We start from the raw sequence: 17,820 nt of genomic DNA on the forward strand, positions 1-17,820 counted from the left end.
CGGCTGTGCCTATCCACTATGTCTCGCCGCCGAAAACCTTGCGCACCACGGCTTTCGCCCGTCTGGTCACCCGCAGGTAATTGTCGAGGAACTCGCCACCGTCGTCGGTGTCCCAACCGGCAGCCACCGCAACGGCATTCAACTGGCGGCCCCCTCCGGGCAGCTGATCGGTCGGCTTGCCTCGCACCAGCACCAGTGCGTTACGGGCACGGGTCGCGGTCAACCAGGCTTGGCGCAGCAGTTCGACGTCGCCCTCGGCGATCAGCTCGGCGGCCCCGATCGCGTTCAGCGACTCGAGCGTCGAGGTGTTGTGCAGCGCGGGCACCTTGTGCGCGAAACGCAGCTGCAGCAGCTGCACCGTCCACTCGATGTCGGCGAGGCCTCCGCGTCCGAGTTTGGTATGGGTGTTGGGGTCCGCTCCCCGCGGCAGCCGCTCGGCGTCCACCCGCGCCTTGATCCGCCGGATCTCCTGCACCGCTTCGGCGGACACCCCGCCGGGTGGATACCGGATCTTGTCGATCATCAACAGGAACCGCTCCCCCAGGTCCAAATCGCCTGCCACGCGGTGAGCACGCAGCAACGCCTGCACCTCCCAGGTTTGCGCGTACCGCTCGTAGTAGGCCTGATACGAGGCCAGCGTGCGCACCAGCGGACCGTTGCGACCTTCGGGTCGCAAGTTCGCGTCGACCTCCAGCGGCGGATCCGAACTCGGCGTCCCGAGCAGGGTTCTCACCTGCTCGGCGACCGTCACCGCCCATTTCACCGCGGCCGATTCCTCTACGCCCGCTTCGGGTTCGCACACGAACATGACGTCGGCGTCCGATCCGTAGCCCAGTTCCCCGCCACCCAGCCGGCCCATGCCGATCACCGCGATCCGCGCCAGCGACCCCCGGTCGGGCGTCTGGGCGCGGATCACCGCTTCCAACGCGGCCTGCAGCACCGCGACCCACACCGACGTCAGCGCGCGACACACCTCGGTGACTTCGAGCATGCCCAGCAGATCGGCGGAGGCGATGCGCGCCAGTTCGCGCCGGCGCAGGGTGCGCGCCGCGGCGATCGCCCGCTGCGGGTCGGAATACCTTGCGGCCGAGGCGACCAGAGCTCCGGCCACCGCATCGGGTTCGGCGTCGAGCAGCTTGGGCCCGTCGGGCCCGTCCGCGTAGGACTGGATGACTTCGGGCGCCCGCATGAGCAATTCGGGAACGTAGGCCGAGGTGCCGAGGACCTGCATGAGCCGCTTGGCGACGGCTCCCTCGTCGCGCAGCGTCGCCAGGAACCACCGCTGTTCGGACAGCGCATCGCTGATGCGGCGGTACGACAGCAGCCCCGCATCGGGATCGGGTGTGTCCGACAGCCAGTTGAGCAGCGTCGGCAACAGCACCTGCTGCACGCGGCCGCGACGGGCGCTGCTCCCCGTAAGGGCGGCCAGATGCGACAACGCGCTCTGCGGTCCTTCGTAACCCAACGCGGCCAGCTGCCGTTCGGCGGCCTCCTGCGTCATACCGTCCGAGATGCTCAACGCCGGTTGGCCGACCGACTCCAACAGTGGTTGATAGAACAGCTTCTCGTGCAGCCGCGACACCCGCAGGCTCTGGCGCTTGAGCTCTTCACGCAACACGCCCAGCGCGTCACGCGTGCCGTCGGGCCGCACGTGTGCGGCCCTGGCCAGCCAGCGCAGCGCCTCGTCGTCGTCCTCGTCGGGAAGCAGATGAGTGCGCACCAGCCGTTGCAGCTGCAACCGGTGCTCGAGCAGCCGCAAGAATTCGTAGGATGCCGTCAGGTTGGCGGCGTCGTCGCGCCCGACGTATCCCTGTTCCCCGAGTGCGGCCAGCGCGGCCACCGTCGACGCGACATGCAACCGCTCGTCGTTACGGCCGTGCACCAATTGCAGTAGCTGCACGGCGAATTCGACGTCACGCAGCCCACCGGTGCCCAGCTTGATCTCCCGTGACCGTTGTCCGGCGGGCACCAGTTCCTCGACCCGCCTTCTCATCGCCTGCACCTCGGGGACGAAGTCCTCACGCTCGCAGGCCGTCCACACCATCGGCATCAGAGCGTCGATATAGGCCTGACCGAGTTCGGGGTCGCCCGCGGCCGGGCGCGCCTTCAACAACGCCTGGAACTCCCACGTCTTGGCCCACCGCTGGTAGTAGGCGATGTGCGAGTCCAGCGTGCGCACCAGCTGGCCGTGTTTGCCTTCGGGCCGCAGCCCCGCGTCGACTTCGAAGAAGGCGTCGGCGGCGAACCGCATCAGTTCCCCCGCCACCCGGGTCGCCAACGCGTCGGCGGGCTCGGTGACGAAGATGACGTCGACGTCGCTGACGTAGTTCAGTTCGCGCGCACCGCATTTGCCCATCGCGATGATCGCGATCCGGGGCGGTGATTCACCCCCGGCCGTCTTGATCGCGAGGTGCAACGCGGCGGCCAGCGCCGCGTCGGCCAGATCTGACAGATGCTCACCGACGGTCGGAAAGGGCAGGACCGGTTCGTTCTCCACCGTCGGCGCCAGATCCAGGCTGGCCAACACCAGCAGCCGGTCGCGGTAGAGCTTGCGCAGCGGCTGCAGCGCGGTCGACGTGTCGGATGCCTCGTCGGCCAGCGCGACGAACATCTCGCGCAGGGTGTCGACGGTCGGCAGAGCGACGTCACCGGCCAGCAACCGCCAGGTCTCCGGATTCGCGACGAGGTGGTCACCGAGGGCCAGCGAGGAGCCCAACAGACTGAACAGCCGGCCCCGCAGGCCCTTGTCGGTGAGCAGGGCACGGTTGAGCTCGTCCCAGTCGTCGCCCCGGCCGGCATTCAGAGCCTCGGCCAGCCGGACCATCGTGCGCAGCGCGGTGTCGGCGTCGGGGGCACGCGACAACGACCACAGAAGCTCGACGTGCGCGTCGGTGGTCCAGCCCAACAGCTCCAGATCCGCGGGCGCGGTGGGTTCGACGAGACCCAGCCGGCCTACGCTCGGCAGCTTCGGACGCTGCGTCGCTGGTTTGGCCACGCCTAAAAGGTATCTCGCCTAGTCGCCTATAGAGACAGGTAGGCCTGCAGCTCGAACGGCGTGACGTGGCTGCGGTAGTTCTCCCACTCCGCGCGCTTGTTGCGCAGGAAGTAGTCGAAGACGTGCTCGCCCAACGCCTCAGCGACCAACTCCGAGTTCTCCATCTGCTCGAGCGCGGCACCGAGACTGCCCGGCAGCTCCTTATAGCCCATCGCGATGCGCTCCTCTGAGGTCAGCGTCCACACGTTGTCCTCGGCCTCCGGCGCCAGCACGTAGTTCTTCTCGATGCCGCGCAGGCCGGCGGCCAGCAGCACCGCGAACGTCAGGTAGGGGTTGCATGCCGAATCGGGGCTGCGCACCTCCACGCGGCGGGAGGACGCTTTGCGCGGCGTGTACATCGGAACCCGCACCAACGCCGAGCGGTTCGCCGCACCCCAGGACGCCGCCGTCGGCGCCTCGCCGCCGTGGACGAGACGCTTGTAGGAGTTCACCCACTGGTTGGTGACGGCGCTGATCTCTTTGGCGTGTTCGAGGATCCCGGCGATGAACGACTTCGCGACGTCCGACAGCTGCAGGGGGTCGTCGGGGCTGTGGAAGGCGTTGGTGTCGCCTTCGAACAGGCTCATGTGCGTGTGCATGGCCGAACCGGGATGCTCGGCGAACGGCTTGGGCATGAACGACGCCCGCACCCCGTCGCCGAGCGCGACCTCCTTGACGACGTAGCGGAATGTCATCACGTTGTCGGCCATCGACAACGCGTCGGCGTAGCGCAGGTCGATCTCCTGCTGGCCGGGCGCGCCCTCGTGGTGGCTGAACTCGACGGAGATCCCCATCTGCTCGAGCGCGTCGATGGCGTGCCTGCGGAAGTTGGGCGCCGAATCGTGGACGGCCTGGTCGAAGTAGCCCCCGTTGTCGGCGGGCACGGGCGGGGTGCCGTCGTCCTCGCCGGGCTTGAGCAGGAAGAACTCGATCTCGGGATGCACATAGCAGGAGAAGCCAAGGTCACTGGCCTTGGCCAACTGCCTGCGCAGCACGTGCCGCGAGTCCGCCCACGACGGGGAGCCGTCGGGCATGGTGATGTCACAGAACATCCGCGCCGAATGATGACGGCCGGAGTCGTCGGCCCACGGCAGCACCTGGAAGGTGGACGGGTCGGGACGCGCCACCATGTCGGCTTCCGAGACCCGGGCGAAGCCCTCGATCGCCGAGCCGTCGAACCCGATTCCCTCTTCGAACGCGCCCTCGAGTTCGGCCGGCGCGATCGCGACCGACTTCAGGTATCCGAGCACGTCGGTGAACCACAACCGGACGAAGCGGATGTCGCGTTCCTCCAGCGTGCGCAGCACGAATTCCTTCTGCCGATCCATGACCGCAGCGTAGGCACCGGCTGTTAAATCGGTGTTACACGGCGGCTGCGTTCACCCGCTTACCGAATGCGGCGCATCTGCGCACCGGTTCGACGGTGCCGCAGCTGGGCTCGCCGGCGGATTTGCGTTCGGTCACCGAAGCCGACGCCGACACCTCTGCGCAGGCCGCGGTCGCGAAGCCGGCCGCGGTCGTGATGATGTCGCTGACCGGAGACGGGCTAACCGGCACCCGCGCGCGCATCGAGCTGCTGCTGCAGGCCAGTCGCGATCCCGCGATATCCGCTGTGTTCCATGCGAATTGGCAGACCAATCTCATGTTGCACCGCCGCCAGCACATCCGCACGCGTGCGGACCTAACCGGCAGGTCGCCTCCACATCGCGTAGAGGGGCGGACTGTCAGCGACCGTCAGCTCCCTCACAGTTTCGAAACCGTGGCGCTCGTAGAGACGTTTGTTGGCTGGGCACGACGCCTCCAAATAGGCCGGCACGCCGTTGCGATCCGCATTTTCGAGAACCGCTCGCAGAAGAACACTGCCGATCCCGTGGCCCTGCAGCGAGGGGCGGACGCCCATGAACGCCAGGTACCAGTGGGGGTCCGACGGATGGTGCTCATCGAGCATCTCGACCAGCTCGATTTGTCGCTGGCACGATGCCTTGTCCCCCGCGGTTTCCACAAGCTCGCGGCCGAACGCTTCGGCTCTGTCGCCATCGACCAGCTGCCGCTCCGGTGGTAACCAGAGCGCCGCTCCTGTGCGTCCGCCGGCCGCATACACCCCGCCATGCGGCCAATACGCATCGACGAGCAGTGAGTAGAACGACTCCGCGCTGCGTCGCCGTTGATCGTCATCGGGAACGATCCACCGGTAGATCGGATCTTCGACGAATGCTGCAACCAGAGTGGCGACAACGTCGGACCGTTCGTCCTCGGTCGCCTGGTGAGCCCGCTCGGCATCAATGGTCGCCATCTGATCCCTCCCGCGGAGGACGCCGCCGCCGACGCGGCCGCAGACTACAGAGTCGCACGGCTGGGGCGCCTGGGCCGCAGAACCAACAGAAACGCCGTCGGATCACCGCAACCCGGCGGGCGGCAGGTCGGCGGTAATCAGTCCGAGGAGCAGGTGGTGTCCGGCGGCGGCACCGCCAGGTCGACGAGGTAGCGGGCGGCGATGTCGTCGACGCATTTGTTGCCCTGGAACACCACGGTGTGCTGAGTGCCCTGGAAGGTCACGAGAGACCCCCCGAGTTGCCTGGCCAGCTCGACACCCGCCTCGTACGGCGTTGCGGGATCGTTGGTCGTTGACACCACCAGCGTCGGCGGCAGCCCCTCCACCTCGAGTTCGTGCGGTTCGCTGGTCGGCGGCACCGGCCAGAACGCGCACGTGCCCAGAGGAGCGTGCCCGGTGAACTCGCCGTAGCTCATGAACGGCGCCGCCTCTCGGACGCGCCGGTCCTCCTCGACGACCTTCGCCCGGTCGGTCACCGCGGGCTTGTCCACGCAGTTGACCGCGACCCGCACGTCGGTCGAGTTGTTGTAGTGACCCTGCGCGTCGCGGCCCATGTACAGGTCGGCCAGCGCGAGCATGGTGTCGCCGCTGCCACGCTCCATCTCGCTGAGCGCCTGCGTCAGGTGCCGCCACAGGTCCGGTGAGTACAGCGGCAGGATGGTGCCGACGATCGCGTCGGAGTAGCTCAGTCCGCGCGGGTCGCGCGTCTTTAGCGGCTTGTCCACCAGCGGGTCGACCAGGCTGTGGTAGACGTCGTTGGCCTTCGCCGGGTCGGTGCCCAGCGGGCAGGCGGCGTTCTTCGCACAGTCGGCGGCGTAGTCGTTGAACGCGGTCTGGAAGGCCGCGGCTTGGCGGACGTTGGCCTCGGTGGGATCGGCGTTCGGATCGACCGCCCCGTCGAGGACCATCGCGCGCACCTTGTCCGGATAGTTCTCGGCGTAGGTGGCCCCGATTCGGGTGCCGTAGGAGTAACCCATGTAGGTCAGTTTCTCGTCCCCGAGTGCCTGGCGCATCGCCTCGAGATCCTTGGCCACGTTGACGGTCCCGACGTTGGAGAGGAAATCCTTGCCCATCTTGTCCTCGCAACGCTGAACGAAGTCCTTGGTCTCCTTCTCGATCTCGGCGACACCCTCCGGCGAGTAGTCGACCTGCGGCTCGGCCCGCAGCCGATCGTTGTCGGCGTCGGAGTTGCACCACAGCGCGGGGGTGGAGTTCGCGACGCCACGCGGGTCGAACCCGACGAGGTCGAAGCGTTGCCGCACCGACTCGGGCAGCGAGCCGACGACGCTGGCGGCGGCCTCCACCCCGGACTCCCCCGGGCCGCCGGGGTTGATGATCAACGAGCCGATCTTGTCGCCGGTGGCCTTGAATCGGATCATCGCGATGCGGGCGACGTCACCGTCGGCCTGGTCGTAGTCCACCGGCACCGATAGCATGCCGCATTCGGCGTCGGCGGGAATCCGCGACCGGTCCGACTGTTGGGTCTGGCATTTGGCCCATTCGATCGGTGTGCCCGGCGGCGGCACCGCGACGACGGCGCGCCCGTCGACCAGATGGCTGCATCCGGTGGCCGCGAGCAGCACAGTGGTCGCGAAGACCCCGATCTTGGCGTTCATGGCTCAACATGCTGCCATGAACCGTCATCCTCGCTGGCTAGGGCGCTATCGCGTGGCGGCCAACAACTCGTCGAGGGCCGCGGCGAAGTCGTCGGCCATGTCCCACAGGTCGGGCAGCAGTTCCGGACAGGACACGATGCCGACGTTCAACGACCCGGACAGCGACATGACGGTGATGTTGAGGCCCGATCCGTGGAAGATCGGGCCGAGCGGATACATCGCCTTGGCCTCGCAGCCCAGGTAGTACAGCGGCACCTGCGGGCCGGGAACGTTAGAGATGACGAGGTTGTGCACCGGCCTCGCGCCGCTCAGCCGGCTCGAAGCGTAAACGCGCATCGCGACACCGAACACCGCCGGGGCGGCGAACTGTGACCAATCCTGCAGCAGCGTCGCGCCGATCGCCGAACTATGTTGTTTGGCAACCGAATTCGCCTCGGCGATGGATTTCAGCCGGGCCGCCGGATCCTCGATGTGGGTCTCCAGCCGCGAGAACATCCCCGACACCTGATTACGACCAGGGCGATCGGAGCGGTCGTGCACCGAGACCGGCACCATCGCTACCAGAGAGTTCTCCGGCAGCTGACCACGGTCGGCGAGGTACTTGCGCAGGACGCCGGAGACCAGCGCCATCACCACGTCGTTGACCTTGACCCCGAAGTGGTTCTTGACGGTCTTGATGTCCTCGAGATCCAGTTGCGCGAAGGCGACATTGCGGTGCCCGGTGACATTCATGTTGAACACTGTCCTCGGGGCCGCGAACGGCGGCGCCATCGAGAGTCCGGAGCGGGCGCGGCGGACCGTGTCGACCACCGACGTGACCGTCATCGGCACCGCGCTGGCCAGCTTCAGCGGCCGCGTCGCGAATTTGACCGCACCGGTGAGAGCGATCTCCAGTGAGCTCGCGTCGCCGGGACCGTCGACGGGATCGGGTGGCAGCGCGTCGGGTTCGGTGCTGCACAGCTGCGACATCAAGCTCGCGCCGGTGACGCCGTCGACGCCGGCGTGGTGCACCTTCGTCATCACCACGAGACGCCCACCGTCCTGCGGATTGGTTCCGTCGACGTTCTCGATCACCCACTTCTCCCACAGCGGGCGGCTGCGGTCGAGCGGCAGTGACGCGATATGACCGCAGATCTCCGCGAGCTCGCGGTGGCCGCCGGGCGCGGGCAGGCCGATGCGATGCAGATGGCGGTCGACGTCGAAGTCCTTGTCCTCCACCCACACCGGATGGTCGAGGTTGAACCGGCTGTCGGCCAGCTTCTCGCGGAACTCCGGCATCGCCTTGATTCGCTGGTTCAACTCGTCACGGAACCGGTCGAACGTGTAACCGCCGGGCATCGTCGAGGTGTCGAGCTCGAGGATCGAGCACACGTGCAGCGGTTGCTGCGCGGTCTCGAGGTACAGGAAGCTGGCGTCGAGCCCGCTGAGCCGTTGCATGTCGGAATGCTATGCCCGGTGAGAGCGGGTGTGAGCAAATCCACTCAACAGGCCTTTTAACATCTCGTGCGCGGAGTGGCAGACTGAGGGCGTCAGCGAACCCGGGGACCGACTGTTCGGCCTCGAGGATTCGACCCGACCCACCCAATTGGGGGACAACGATGTCTGAGCAGACCGTCTACGGGGCTGCCGAGCCCAAACCACGCATGAAAATCCGCACCCTGCATCTGCAGAAGTGGAAAGCCGAGGGCCACAAGTGGGCCATGCTCACCGCCTACGACTACTCCACCGCCCGCATCTTCGACGACGCAGGGATCCCGGTGCTTCTGGTCGGCGATTCGGCCGCCAACGTCGTTTACGGCTACGACACCACCGTGCCCGTGGGCATCGACGAGCTGATCCCTCTGGTACGCGGCGTCGTGCGCGGTGCGCCGCATGCGCTGGTCGTGGCCGACCTGCCGTTCGGCAGTTACGAGGGCGGGCCCCAGCAGGCGCTGGCGACCGCGACCCGCTTCTTGAAGGAAACCGGTGCGCACGCGGTCAAGCTTGAGGGCGGCGAACGCGTGACCGAACAGATCGCAACGCTGAGCGCGGCGGGCATCCCGGTCATGGCCCACATCGGATTCACCCCGCAGAGCGTCAACGGCCTGGGCGGCTTCCGGGTCCAGGGCCGCGGCGATGCCGCCGAGCAGACCATCCACGACGCGATCGCCGTGCAGGAAGCCGGTGCGTTCTCCGTCGTCATGGAGATGGTGCCCGCCGAACTGGCCACCCAGATCACCGGCAAGCTGACCATCCCCACCATCGGCATCGGCGCCGGCCCGAACTGCGATGCACAGGTGCTGGTATGGCAGGACATGGCGGGCATGACCAGCGGCAAGACCGCGAAGTTCGTGAAGCGGTTCGGTGACGTCGGCGGCGAATTGCGCCGTGCCGCAGAGCAATACGCCGACGAGGTGGCCAGCGGAGCATTTCCCGCCGACGAGCACTCCTTCTAGGCGAACTCCGGCTTGCGCTTGGCCAGGAAGGCGTCGACGCCTTCTCGGCCGTCGCTGGAGACCGCGCGCGCGGCGATGACCCGTCCCTCGAGTTCCATCTGTTCCTCGAGCCCGTTGGTGAACGTGCCCAGCAGCAACTGCTTGACCCCACCGTTGGAACCGGCCGAGGTGGCCGCCATTTGATCGGCCAGCTTCGAGGCGCGATCAGCCAATTCGGCGTCCGCGACGACCTCGGTCACCAGCCCCCACTGCGACGCCTCCTGCGCCGTGAGTGTCCGGTTGGTCAGCATGAGCTCCTTGGTCTTGGTGATGCCGATGAGCCGCGGCAGGTAGTAGGAAGCACTGCCGTCGGGGCTCAGGCCCACTCGGGTGTAGGCCATCGTGAACGACGCGGACTCGGCGGCCAGTACCAGGTCGCCGGTCACCGCGAGCGAAAAGCCGGCGCCGGCCGCGGTCCCGTTCACGGCGGTGATCAGGACCGCGTTCATCCGGGCGAACGTCGAGATCGCGCGGTGCAGATCGTCGGCGACGCCCTTGATGTGCGCGCCGCGGTCCGGCGCCGACGCGAAGTCCTTCAAATCCCCACCGGCGCAGAAAAACCGGCCTGACCCGGTGAGCACCACGACCTTGGTCGCGTCGGTGTCGCACTGCTTGGCCGCCGCGGCCAGCTCACGAGTCATGGTGCCGTTCATGCCGTTTGCGGAATCCGGCCGATTCAGCGTGATGCGGGCGATGGCGCCGGTCTGCTCGACGGTCAGCGTTTCGTATTCGGTCACAGGGGGACACTATCTTCTCTGTCCCCGGCACCCTTTGCCCCCGTGTTCACGTGCGTGTGGCAATCTGTCTCGCACCATGGGCAAATCCAGCGACAAGTCGACGCGGCATCTGGAGGTCGAGCGCAAATTCGACGTCGGCGAATCGACCTTGTCGCCGTCGTTCGAAGGTTTGTCGGCGGTGGTCCGCGTCGAAGGATCGCCGGCGCACGATCTGGAAGCCGTCTACTTCGACACCCCCGATCACGACCTCGCGGCGCGGCGCATCACGCTGCGCAGGCGCACCGGTGGTCCGGACGAAGGATGGCATCTCAAACTTCCCGCGGGCCCCGACGCTCGCACCGAGGTCAGGGAGCGCCTTGGCCATGAGGACGAGGTGCCCGAGGCGCTTCGCGACATCGTGCTGGCCGTCGTGCGCGACCGCCCGCTGCGCCCGGTCGCGCGGATCTCAACTCGGCGCACCGTCCACATGCTCTACGGTCCGGACGGGACGCCGGTGGCGGAGTTCTGCGATGACCAGGTGACCGCGTCGGCCGAGCCGGGCGGTCCTGAACAGGCGTGGCGCGAATGGGAACTCGAGCTGGCCGACGGCGCCGACCGGGACCTGCTCGACCGGTTGTCGAACCGGCTGATCGACGCGGGCGCCGAACCCGCGGCCAGCGGTTCGAAGTTGGCGCGCGTGTTGGCCGAATCGTCGGTGCCGGAGGACGCTTTTCGACCGGCCGACCCCGTGCACCGGGCGGTCGCCGAACAGGTCGAGCAGCTGATCGAGTGGGACCGCGCGGTGCGCGCCGACGTGCCGGACTCCGTGCACCAGATGCGGGTGACGACGCGCAAGATCCGCAGCCTGCTACAGACCTCTCGGGACGCGTTCGGCATCTCCGACGACGCCTGGATTCTCGACGAGCTCAGGCAGCTGGCCGCGATCCTGGGAGTGGCCCGCGACGCCGAGGTGCTGGCCGAACGCTATGAGGAAGCCCTCGATGCGCTGTCCGACGAGTTGATCCGAGGGCCGGTGCGGGAGCGGCTGGTCGACGGGGCCAACAGGCGCTACGCATCCGGACTGCGCCGATCGCTGATCGCCATGCGCTCGCAACGCTACTTCCGGCTGCTCGACGCGCTCGAAGGGCTGGTCGCCGCGGAGCCGGCGCCGTCGCAGGACGAAGACCAGCGCGCACAGGCGACGATCGGCGCGGCGTACAAGCGGGTGCGCAAAGCGGCCAAGGCCGCGGCCGCCGCCGAAGCGGACGACGACAAAGACGAGGCGCTACACCGAATCCGCAAGGGCGCCAAGCGGCTTCGATACACAGCCGCGGCGACCGGCGCGTCGAAGGTGTCGGATCGGGCCAAGAGCATTCAGTCGCTGCTCGGTGATCACCAGGACAGTGTGGTCAGCCGGACCCACCTCAGCCAGCAGGCCGAAGCCGCGCACGCCGCAGGCGAGGACACGTTCACCTACGGTCTGCTCTATCGGATGGAGGAGGAGCTCGCGCACCGCTCACGGAAGCAGTTGGACGGCGCGCTCGAGAAGCTCGCCAAGGCGGTCCGCAAAGCGCGGTGACCCCGGGCCCGGGGCGGCCCTGGCCACGGGGCGGATGAGTTGGCCTGTAAGCCGGATTCTGTCCCGCACCACCGCGGATGACCGCGGCGGCGAGGTGGCGACCATCCATCTGGACACACCGTCGCCGGGTGCCTCGAGCGGCCTACCCGCAGGCTCGGGCGAGCAACCCTCGGGCGCCTGCGCGGCCGCAACCAGGTTGCGGCCTTCTTGGCCTTGCTTCGGGTGGGGTTTGCCTAGCCACTCCGGTCACCCGGAATGCTGGTGCGCTCTTACCGCACCGTTTCACCCTTACCTCCCCGAGTCCGAAGACCCGGTGGTGGCGGTCTGTTTTCTGTGGCACTTTCCCGCGAGTCACCTCGGATTGCCGTTAGCAATCACCCTGCTCTGTGAAGTCCGGACTTTCCTCGAAACCCAGGTGAACCTGGATTCCGCGGCCGCCCAGCCAACTCATCCGCGCGTTCAACGTACTGCGTGTGCCCGCTGTTCCGCGAGTTCGACATACTTGGCGCATGGCGCAGGTGCCTCCGGCGCGCTATCTGATGCGCGCCAAGGATCTGGTCGACGCGCGATACGCCGAGGCGATCACCGTCGACGACCTCGCCGCGGCCGCGGGACTGTCCCGCGCGCACTTCAGCCGGATGTTCACCCGCACCTTCGGCGAGACGCCGCGGGCATACCTGCAGACCCGCCGTCTGGAACGCGCCGCGGCGCTGCTGCGCTACACGGATCGCTCGGTCGCCGATATCTGCGTGATGGTGGGGTTGCAGAGCGTGGGATCGTTCACCACAAGCTTCGCCCGCGTGTACGGGCTGCCCCCGGCCGCGTACCGCGCGAGCCTGCCGCCGGCGGCCATCCATGCCCGAGTTCCCAGTTGCATCGTCAAACGCGACACCCGGCCGCCCGCCGACAGTCGGGTGCGCAAGACAGCACACGGGGAGAAGACGAGGAAAGCCGAGCGGCCGTAGCGTCGAGCCATGATCAAAATCGCAAGCGCCCACCTGTGGGTCCACGATCAAGAAGCGGCACTGAAATTCTGGACCGAGAACGTCGGTATGGAAGTGCGGCAGGATGTTTCGCTACCCGATGTCGACGGCATCTTTCGGTGGCTAACCGTCGGCCCGCCGGGCCAGGACGATGTGTCGATCGTGCTGATGGCCGTACCCGGTGAACCGGTCATGGACGAGCCGACCCGTGAACAGGTGCTGGACCTGACCGCCAAGGGATTTGCGGGCACGGTGTTCCTCACCACGGAGAACTGCCAGGCCTCCTATGAGGAAATGCGTTCGCGCGGAGTGGAATTCACTGAAGAGCCGCACGAGATGCCCTACGGCATCGACTGCGGGTTCCGCGATCCGTCGGGCAACAGCGTGCGCCTGACTCAACTCGCGGACATTTCGGCCATCACGGGGTAGCGCACGGCCAGGCCGGCGGACGTCAGGTGCGAGGCCAGGTCGAGCGTGGCGCCGGCCCTGCCGGCGGAGCGGGTTTGATATTCGCGCCGGGGACCTGCGAATTCTGCCAGGCCGCAATGCACAGTCCGATCCTGCCCGGTTTACACCAGCCGCCCGTGCCCGAAACCCCGAGTGAAGTCTGGGACTGATCCCAGCACACCCCGGTGCGCTGGTCCCATACCTCGCCGGCCGTACACTGCGCGAGCGCCGTCGGTGCGGTCAACACTGCGGACGAGATCAACGCAGCGCTGCACACCGAAGCCACCAGGGTGGCCGGAGAAGGTGTCCGGATTCTCATATCGATGCGTCTCCGTCGGTAAGCGGGGCCCATGAGTTTCGGATGCCGGTGGTCACGACGGCGGCCCGATGGTCGTCTGTTCATCGATCACCTTGATGGCATCGAGCACCACGTTCTGCTCGCTCTCGGGACTGTCCGCATTCAGCTGCAGGACGAATAAACCGTCGGCTGCCGGCACAACAACTGTCTTCTGGGCGACGAATCGCGGCTTGCCATTGTCCATGAAAGTGCCGGCGAACGAAATCGAGTCGAAGCCGCCGAAGGAGCCCTTCGTCGGTTCCGCCAATGGCTTGAACTCGGCCATGTCCTCGAGTTGCTCCGGCGCGTACTCGAAGATTTTCGCCGCATCGACGTTGCCGGTGAGTTTGGAGGCGATCGCGTACATGTCGGGCGGATCGTTGGGGTCCTTGGGATTGTCGTAGACGATGGCACCGTAGGCCCATTCCGGCGTCGCCTCCCCCGCGTCACTCCATTGGGGTGGAATGGGGAACTCAAAATTGGGAGTTCCCGGTTCACCGGGTTTGATCGGCGTTTCCGCGATCCCGCTGTCGGTGATGTACTCGTTGATCGTCTCGTCGTCGTCGGCCTGCGGACTGGGTGCTGCCGACGTGCCGATCGTGCTCGTTGCCGAGGTCGTTGTCGCGGCCGCCGTGTCAGCGCTGGAACCGCAGGCCACCAGCCCAAAGCTCAGAGCAACGGCGCAGAGACCGGCGGTCGTTCGTACAGGCAGATTCTTCATCGACTCCTGTCTCCTACGGTCGCTTGTCCGGAACACGAGGCAAGATTTGGCCACGAGCTTAGAGCTGCGAGGACCGGAAATTGGCAGGTTCATCAATTTCATGATCAGTCGGCGTGCCGGCAAGACTCGCGTGACGCCGAGTTCAGAACGGCGGAGGCTTGTAGTTCGCGGCGAGCAACGCTTGGCGTCGTTGCTCGTCGCCAATCAGTTCGCTACGTCTTCGCCGTTCGTGTTGATGCGGTCACGGCGGTCATGTTCGCGAGTTTGCCTGCGCCGCGGCATCATCGCCGTGCGGCCGGGCTTCTCGAGAGCGGCCCGTGCGATCGGCCCGCGGTTGGTCCGCCGCGCCGGTGCGCCGCGGCGTGTCGGTGGGGCGCTCGGGTGAGCGCTACACGCTCGGGCTCATCTTCCACGACGCCGCATAGCGCCTATCGGCGGCGCAGGACGATCACGTTGTCGGACCACAGCGCAGCCTCGCCGTCCGGCGTGGTGACCTCACGCATCGGTGTGCTGATCTGAGCCGGTTCCCATTCGGGCTCAGGCAGTTTCAGCGCCGCGACCACATCCTCGGGCGGTGTTAACGTGTGGTGGTGATCATGAAGTTCGGAAAGCCATGGCGGCGGCGACCCGTGATCGACGATGAGCAGAAGCCCACCCGGCCGAACCGCCCGCGCGGCCGCCTCGAAGATGGCCGTCCGGTCAAGCGGGAACGTGGAGTGCAGGAACTGCGCGTTCACCAAATCGAATTCGCCATCGGGGAAGCTCTGCGACAGGTCGTGCTGCTGAAAAATGATCCGGTCCTCGACCCCGCGCGCGACGGCATCGGCGGCCGCACGCCGCAAGGCGGTTTCGGCGATGTCGACGGCGACGACCCGCCATCCCTTCTCGGCGAGCCACATCGCGTCACCGCCCTCACCGCTGCCCAGATCTAGCGCGATTCCGGGCTCGAGGTCCGACGCCACCTCCACGAGACGGACGTTCGCCCGCCCACTCCAGATGCGATTGCGTTGGCTGTAGCGCTCCTCCCAATGCTGTTTGGCCTCAGGCGTTGACATGTCGGCTCCTTTCGCGGCCCAGCACACCGTGGATTTCAACCCGGCGGCAGCCGCCCCCGCTGACGATGAAATCCCGAATCTCGTCCATTTCACACCACCTTGCAGTCGTCGCGAGAAGCTGCCAAGCTTTCTTGCCATGCAGGCAAAAGACGACGGAGTCGATGCGCGGGTGCGACGCAGGCTGCGCGACCTGCGCACCCAGCACGGCCTGACGCTCGAGGAGGTGGCCCGACGGTCGAACATCGACGTGTCGACGCTGAGCCGGCTGGAGTCCGGCAGGCGCCGCCTCGCCCTCGATCACCTACCGAGACTGGCCGCGGCATTGTCGGTGAGCACCGACGAACTGCTGCGCGCACCGGATGCCGAGGATCCGCGCGTGCGCAGAGGATCCCATACCGCACATGGCATCACGTACTGGCCGTTGACCCGCCAGGCCGCAGGCGGTCTGCACGCGTACAAGATCAGGATCAGCGCCCGGCGCCGAAACCCACCCGCCGAACTTCCCGTGCACGAAGGCCAGGACTGGATGTACGTGCTGTCCGGTCACCTACGGCTGATCCTGGGCGAGCGCGACTTCGCGGTGAAACCCGGTGAGGCGGTGGAATTCTCGACATGGACACCGCACTGGTTCGGTGTCGTGGACGGTCCAGTCGAGGCGATCACGATCTTCGGGCCGCACGGCGAGCGGCTCCATTTACACGACTAGTCCAGGTACGCCGTCTGATTGACCAACCGCACCGAAGCCGCCCCGTCGGGATAGAACTCGGCGATCGACAACGACGCGAGGTCCAGATGCAACCGGTACAGGATGTTCGGGCCGCCGTCCAGCGCCATCCGCAGCAGCGTCTTGATCGGCGTCACGTGCGACACCACCAACACCGTCTCCCCCGCGTGTTCAGCGAGGATCCGTGCCCGTGCCCGGCCGACACGCTCGGCGGCGGAGTCGAAGCTCTCGCCGTCCGGGGGCGCCAGGGAGGTGTCGCGCAGCCAACGCCGGTGCAGGTCGGGGTCGCGTTCGGCCGCTTCGGCGAACGTCAGCCCCTCCCAGGCACCGAAGTCGGTCTCGATCAGGTCGTCGTCGACGGTCACGTCCTGACCGAGCACCTTGGCCGCCGCCGCCGCGGTGTCGTACGCCCGTTGCAGCGGTGACGTGACCACCGCCGCAACGCCTCCGTGCCGTCCGAGATAGCGTGCGGCGGCTTCGGCCTGACGACGCCCGAGCTCGGTCAGCGCCGGGTTCCCGCGCCCCGAGTATCGGCGCTCGACCGACAACTCGGTCTGACCGTGCCGCAGCAGGAGGAACCGCGTCGGCGCACCGCGGGCGCCGCTCCACGCGGTGGGCGTCGACGCCCGATGCGGCTTGGACTCCTCGACACCCGAAGGTATTTCGGCCGCGGCGTTCATCGCCTCGTTGGCCAACCGGTCGGCGTGGCTGTTCTCCGCGCGCGGGACCCACGTGTAGGTGACGCGATCGAAACGGGCGGCCACCGCCGTGGCCTGCTGATGCAGAGTCGCGATGTCCGGGTGCTTGACCTTCCACCGGCCCGACATCTGTTCCACCACGAGCTTGGAGTCCATCCGCACGTCGACCTCGGTGGCCCCGACGCTCGCCGCCTCGCTCAGACCGGCGATCAGCCCGCGATACTCGGCGACATTGTTGGTGGCGTGGCCGATCGCTTCCTTGCTCTCGGCGAACACTGTGGCATGATCCGCCGACCAGACTACCGCCCCGTAGCCCGCCGGCCCGGGGTTGCCGCGCGAACCACCGTCGGCCTCGACGATCACCTTCATCCGCCAGAACCTCTGACCCGCAACAGGATCGCACCGCATTCGGGACAGCGAAGCACTTCGTCGTCGGCAGCGGCGGAGATCCGCGCCAGCTCGCCCTTGTCGATCTCGATCCGGCACGCTCCACACCGGCGGCCCTGCAACTGGCCGGCGCCCGCGCCACCGCGAGCGCGCTGCCGTTCGTAGAGGGCGACCAGGTCGAGGTCGAGCGCCGCGACCAGCTCGTCGCGACGGGAAAGACTCTGGTGGCGTTGCTGATTCAGTTCGGTGTGGACCTCGTCGCACGCGGTCTGCGCGGCGCTCAGGTCGTTCTGCAGTTCGTCGATTTTCGCAAGCGCTTCCTGTTGGTCGCGTTGCAGTTCCTCGCGTCGCTCCATCACCTCGAGCTGCGAATCCTCCAGCGCGGCTTGCCTGCGCTCCAACGTGTCGAGTTCGTGCTGCAAGTCGGTGAGTTGTTTGGCATCGACCGAGCCGCCCGCGAGCAGCGTGCGGTCGCGCTCCTCGCGCTGGCGCACCGAGTCGATCTCGGATTCGAACTTGGCGATCTGCGCATCGAGATCCTCGATCGCGATCTGCAACGCCGCCAGCCGGTCGTTGGCCTCGCGATGCGCGGCCTGGACCTCTGTCAGCCGCTGCTGCTCGGCGAGGTTCTTCACCCGATGCTCCAGCCGAGCAAGCGAAGCATCGAGTTCGGCCAGCGCGAGTAACGACTGTTGTTGAGCTACTTCAGCTTTCATG

At 67.1% G+C, this 17,820-nt stretch carries 16 protein-coding genes, 1 other RNA gene and 1 pseudogene; 6 read left to right on the plus strand and 12 right to left on the minus strand.

Annotated elements, in window-relative coordinates; translation table 11 throughout:
- Positions 1–16 precede the first annotated feature (16 nt).
- From AU193_RS01070 to AU193_RS01095, 6 genes are all read right to left on the minus strand, one after another.
- The gene (locus AU193_RS01070; protein WP_064420479.1) at positions 17–2,995 is read right to left on the minus strand and encodes a bifunctional [glutamine synthetase] adenylyltransferase/[glutamine synthetase]-adenylyl-L-tyrosine phosphorylase; all 2,979 of its coding nucleotides are present in this window, start codon (positions 2,993–2,995) and stop codon (positions 17–19) included.
- A gap of 26 nt (positions 2,996–3,021) precedes the next feature.
- Positions 3,022–4,362: a type I glutamate--ammonia ligase gene (glnA, locus tag AU193_RS01075; RefSeq protein ID WP_064420480.1), complete on the minus strand. Its 1,341-nt coding sequence runs from the start codon at positions 4,360–4,362 to the stop codon at positions 3,022–3,024.
- A 34-nt stretch (positions 4,363–4,396) separates the two neighbouring features.
- Entirely contained in the window at positions 4,397–4,603 is a 207-nt protein-coding gene (locus AU193_RS01080; protein WP_064420481.1) for a hypothetical protein, read from the minus strand.
- Between the two features lie 112 nt (positions 4,604–4,715).
- On the minus strand, positions 4,716–5,327 hold the full coding sequence (locus AU193_RS01085; RefSeq protein ID WP_064420482.1) for an N-acetyltransferase: 612 nt from the start codon (positions 5,325–5,327) through the stop codon (positions 4,716–4,718).
- A 137-nt stretch (positions 5,328–5,464) separates the two neighbouring features.
- Complete coding sequence (locus AU193_RS01090; RefSeq protein ID WP_064420483.1) at positions 5,465–6,982, minus strand: alpha/beta hydrolase; 1,518 nt, start codon at positions 6,980–6,982, stop codon at positions 5,465–5,467.
- Between the two features lie 45 nt (positions 6,983–7,027).
- On the minus strand, positions 7,028–8,419 hold the full coding sequence (locus AU193_RS01095; RefSeq protein WP_064420484.1) for a wax ester/triacylglycerol synthase family O-acyltransferase: 1,392 nt from the start codon (positions 8,417–8,419) through the stop codon (positions 7,028–7,030).
- Positions 8,420–8,580: 161 nt separating this feature from the next.
- Between AU193_RS01095 and panB the strand changes: the two genes are divergently transcribed.
- The gene (gene panB / locus AU193_RS01100) at positions 8,581–9,417 is read left to right on the plus strand and encodes a 3-methyl-2-oxobutanoate hydroxymethyltransferase (protein WP_064420485.1); all 837 of its coding nucleotides are present in this window, start codon (positions 8,581–8,583) and stop codon (positions 9,415–9,417) included.
- Here the strand turns inward: panB and AU193_RS01105 are convergent.
- Positions 9,414–10,193 (minus strand): enoyl-CoA hydratase/isomerase family protein, encoded by a 780-nt coding sequence (locus tag AU193_RS01105; protein ID WP_064420486.1) that lies wholly within the window; start codon positions 10,191–10,193, stop codon positions 9,414–9,416. The genes panB and AU193_RS01105 overlap by 4 nt on opposite strands.
- 76 nt (positions 10,194–10,269) lie before the next feature.
- On the opposite strand from AU193_RS01105, the gene AU193_RS01110 reads away from it, so the two are divergent.
- On the plus strand, positions 10,270–11,751 hold the full coding sequence (locus tag AU193_RS01110; protein WP_064420487.1) for a CYTH and CHAD domain-containing protein: 1,482 nt from the start codon (positions 10,270–10,272) through the stop codon (positions 11,749–11,751).
- Between the two features lie 31 nt (positions 11,752–11,782).
- Here AU193_RS01110 and rnpB read toward each other — a convergent pair.
- Positions 11,783–12,201, minus strand: an RNA gene (rnpB, locus tag AU193_RS01855) — RNase P RNA component class A.
- 59 nt (positions 12,202–12,260) lie between these two features.
- Here rnpB and AU193_RS01115 point away from each other — a divergent pair.
- Together AU193_RS01115 and AU193_RS01120 are read left to right on the plus strand one after the other, a co-directional pair.
- Positions 12,261–12,716, plus strand: a complete 456-nt coding sequence (locus tag AU193_RS01115; protein ID WP_064420488.1) for a helix-turn-helix transcriptional regulator — start codon at positions 12,261–12,263, stop codon at positions 12,714–12,716.
- Between the two features lie 9 nt (positions 12,717–12,725).
- Positions 12,726–13,163, plus strand: coding sequence for a VOC family protein (locus AU193_RS01120; RefSeq protein ID WP_082682782.1), 438 nt, complete (start codon positions 12,726–12,728; stop codon positions 13,161–13,163).
- A gap of 389 nt (positions 13,164–13,552) precedes the next feature.
- Here the strand turns inward: AU193_RS01120 and AU193_RS01125 are convergent, their stop codons facing one another.
- Positions 13,553–14,332 carry an LpqN/LpqT family lipoprotein gene (locus AU193_RS01125; protein WP_253867531.1) on the minus strand — a complete coding sequence of 260 codons (780 nt, stop codon included), beginning with the start codon at positions 14,330–14,332 and terminating at the stop codon, positions 13,553–13,555.
- A 209-nt stretch (positions 14,333–14,541) separates the two neighbouring features.
- Between AU193_RS01125 and AU193_RS22615 the strand changes: the two are divergent.
- Positions 14,542–14,664 (plus strand): annotated as a pseudogene (locus AU193_RS22615) (2OG-Fe(II) oxygenase); the annotation flags it as partial.
- 3 nt (positions 14,665–14,667) lie between these two features.
- Here AU193_RS22615 and AU193_RS01130 read toward each other — a convergent pair.
- Complete coding sequence (locus AU193_RS01130) at positions 14,668–15,294, minus strand: class I SAM-dependent methyltransferase (RefSeq protein ID WP_064420642.1); 627 nt, start codon at positions 15,292–15,294, stop codon at positions 14,668–14,670.
- A gap of 136 nt (positions 15,295–15,430) precedes the next feature.
- Between AU193_RS01130 and AU193_RS01135 the strand changes: the two genes are divergently transcribed.
- Positions 15,431–16,000, plus strand: a complete 570-nt coding sequence (locus tag AU193_RS01135) for a helix-turn-helix domain-containing protein (RefSeq protein ID WP_064420490.1) — start codon at positions 15,431–15,433, stop codon at positions 15,998–16,000.
- Here AU193_RS01135 and AU193_RS01140 read toward each other — a convergent pair.
- A complete protein-coding gene (locus AU193_RS01140) occupies positions 15,997–17,085 on the minus strand; it encodes a bifunctional RNase H/acid phosphatase (RefSeq protein WP_064420491.1) in 1,089 nt (362 codons plus the stop codon). The two genes, AU193_RS01135 and AU193_RS01140, sit on opposite strands and share 4 nt — an antisense overlap.
- A complete protein-coding gene (locus AU193_RS01145) occupies positions 17,082–17,819 on the minus strand; it encodes a zinc ribbon domain-containing protein (protein WP_064420492.1) in 738 nt (245 codons plus the stop codon). Before AU193_RS01145 ends, AU193_RS01140 begins: the two co-directional genes overlap by 4 nt.
- Between the last annotated feature and the right edge of the window lies 1 nt (position 17,820).

The organism is Mycobacterium sp. GA-1285 (assembly GCF_001499905.1).
Classification (GTDB): Bacteria; Actinomycetota; Actinomycetes; order Mycobacteriales; family Mycobacteriaceae; genus Mycobacterium.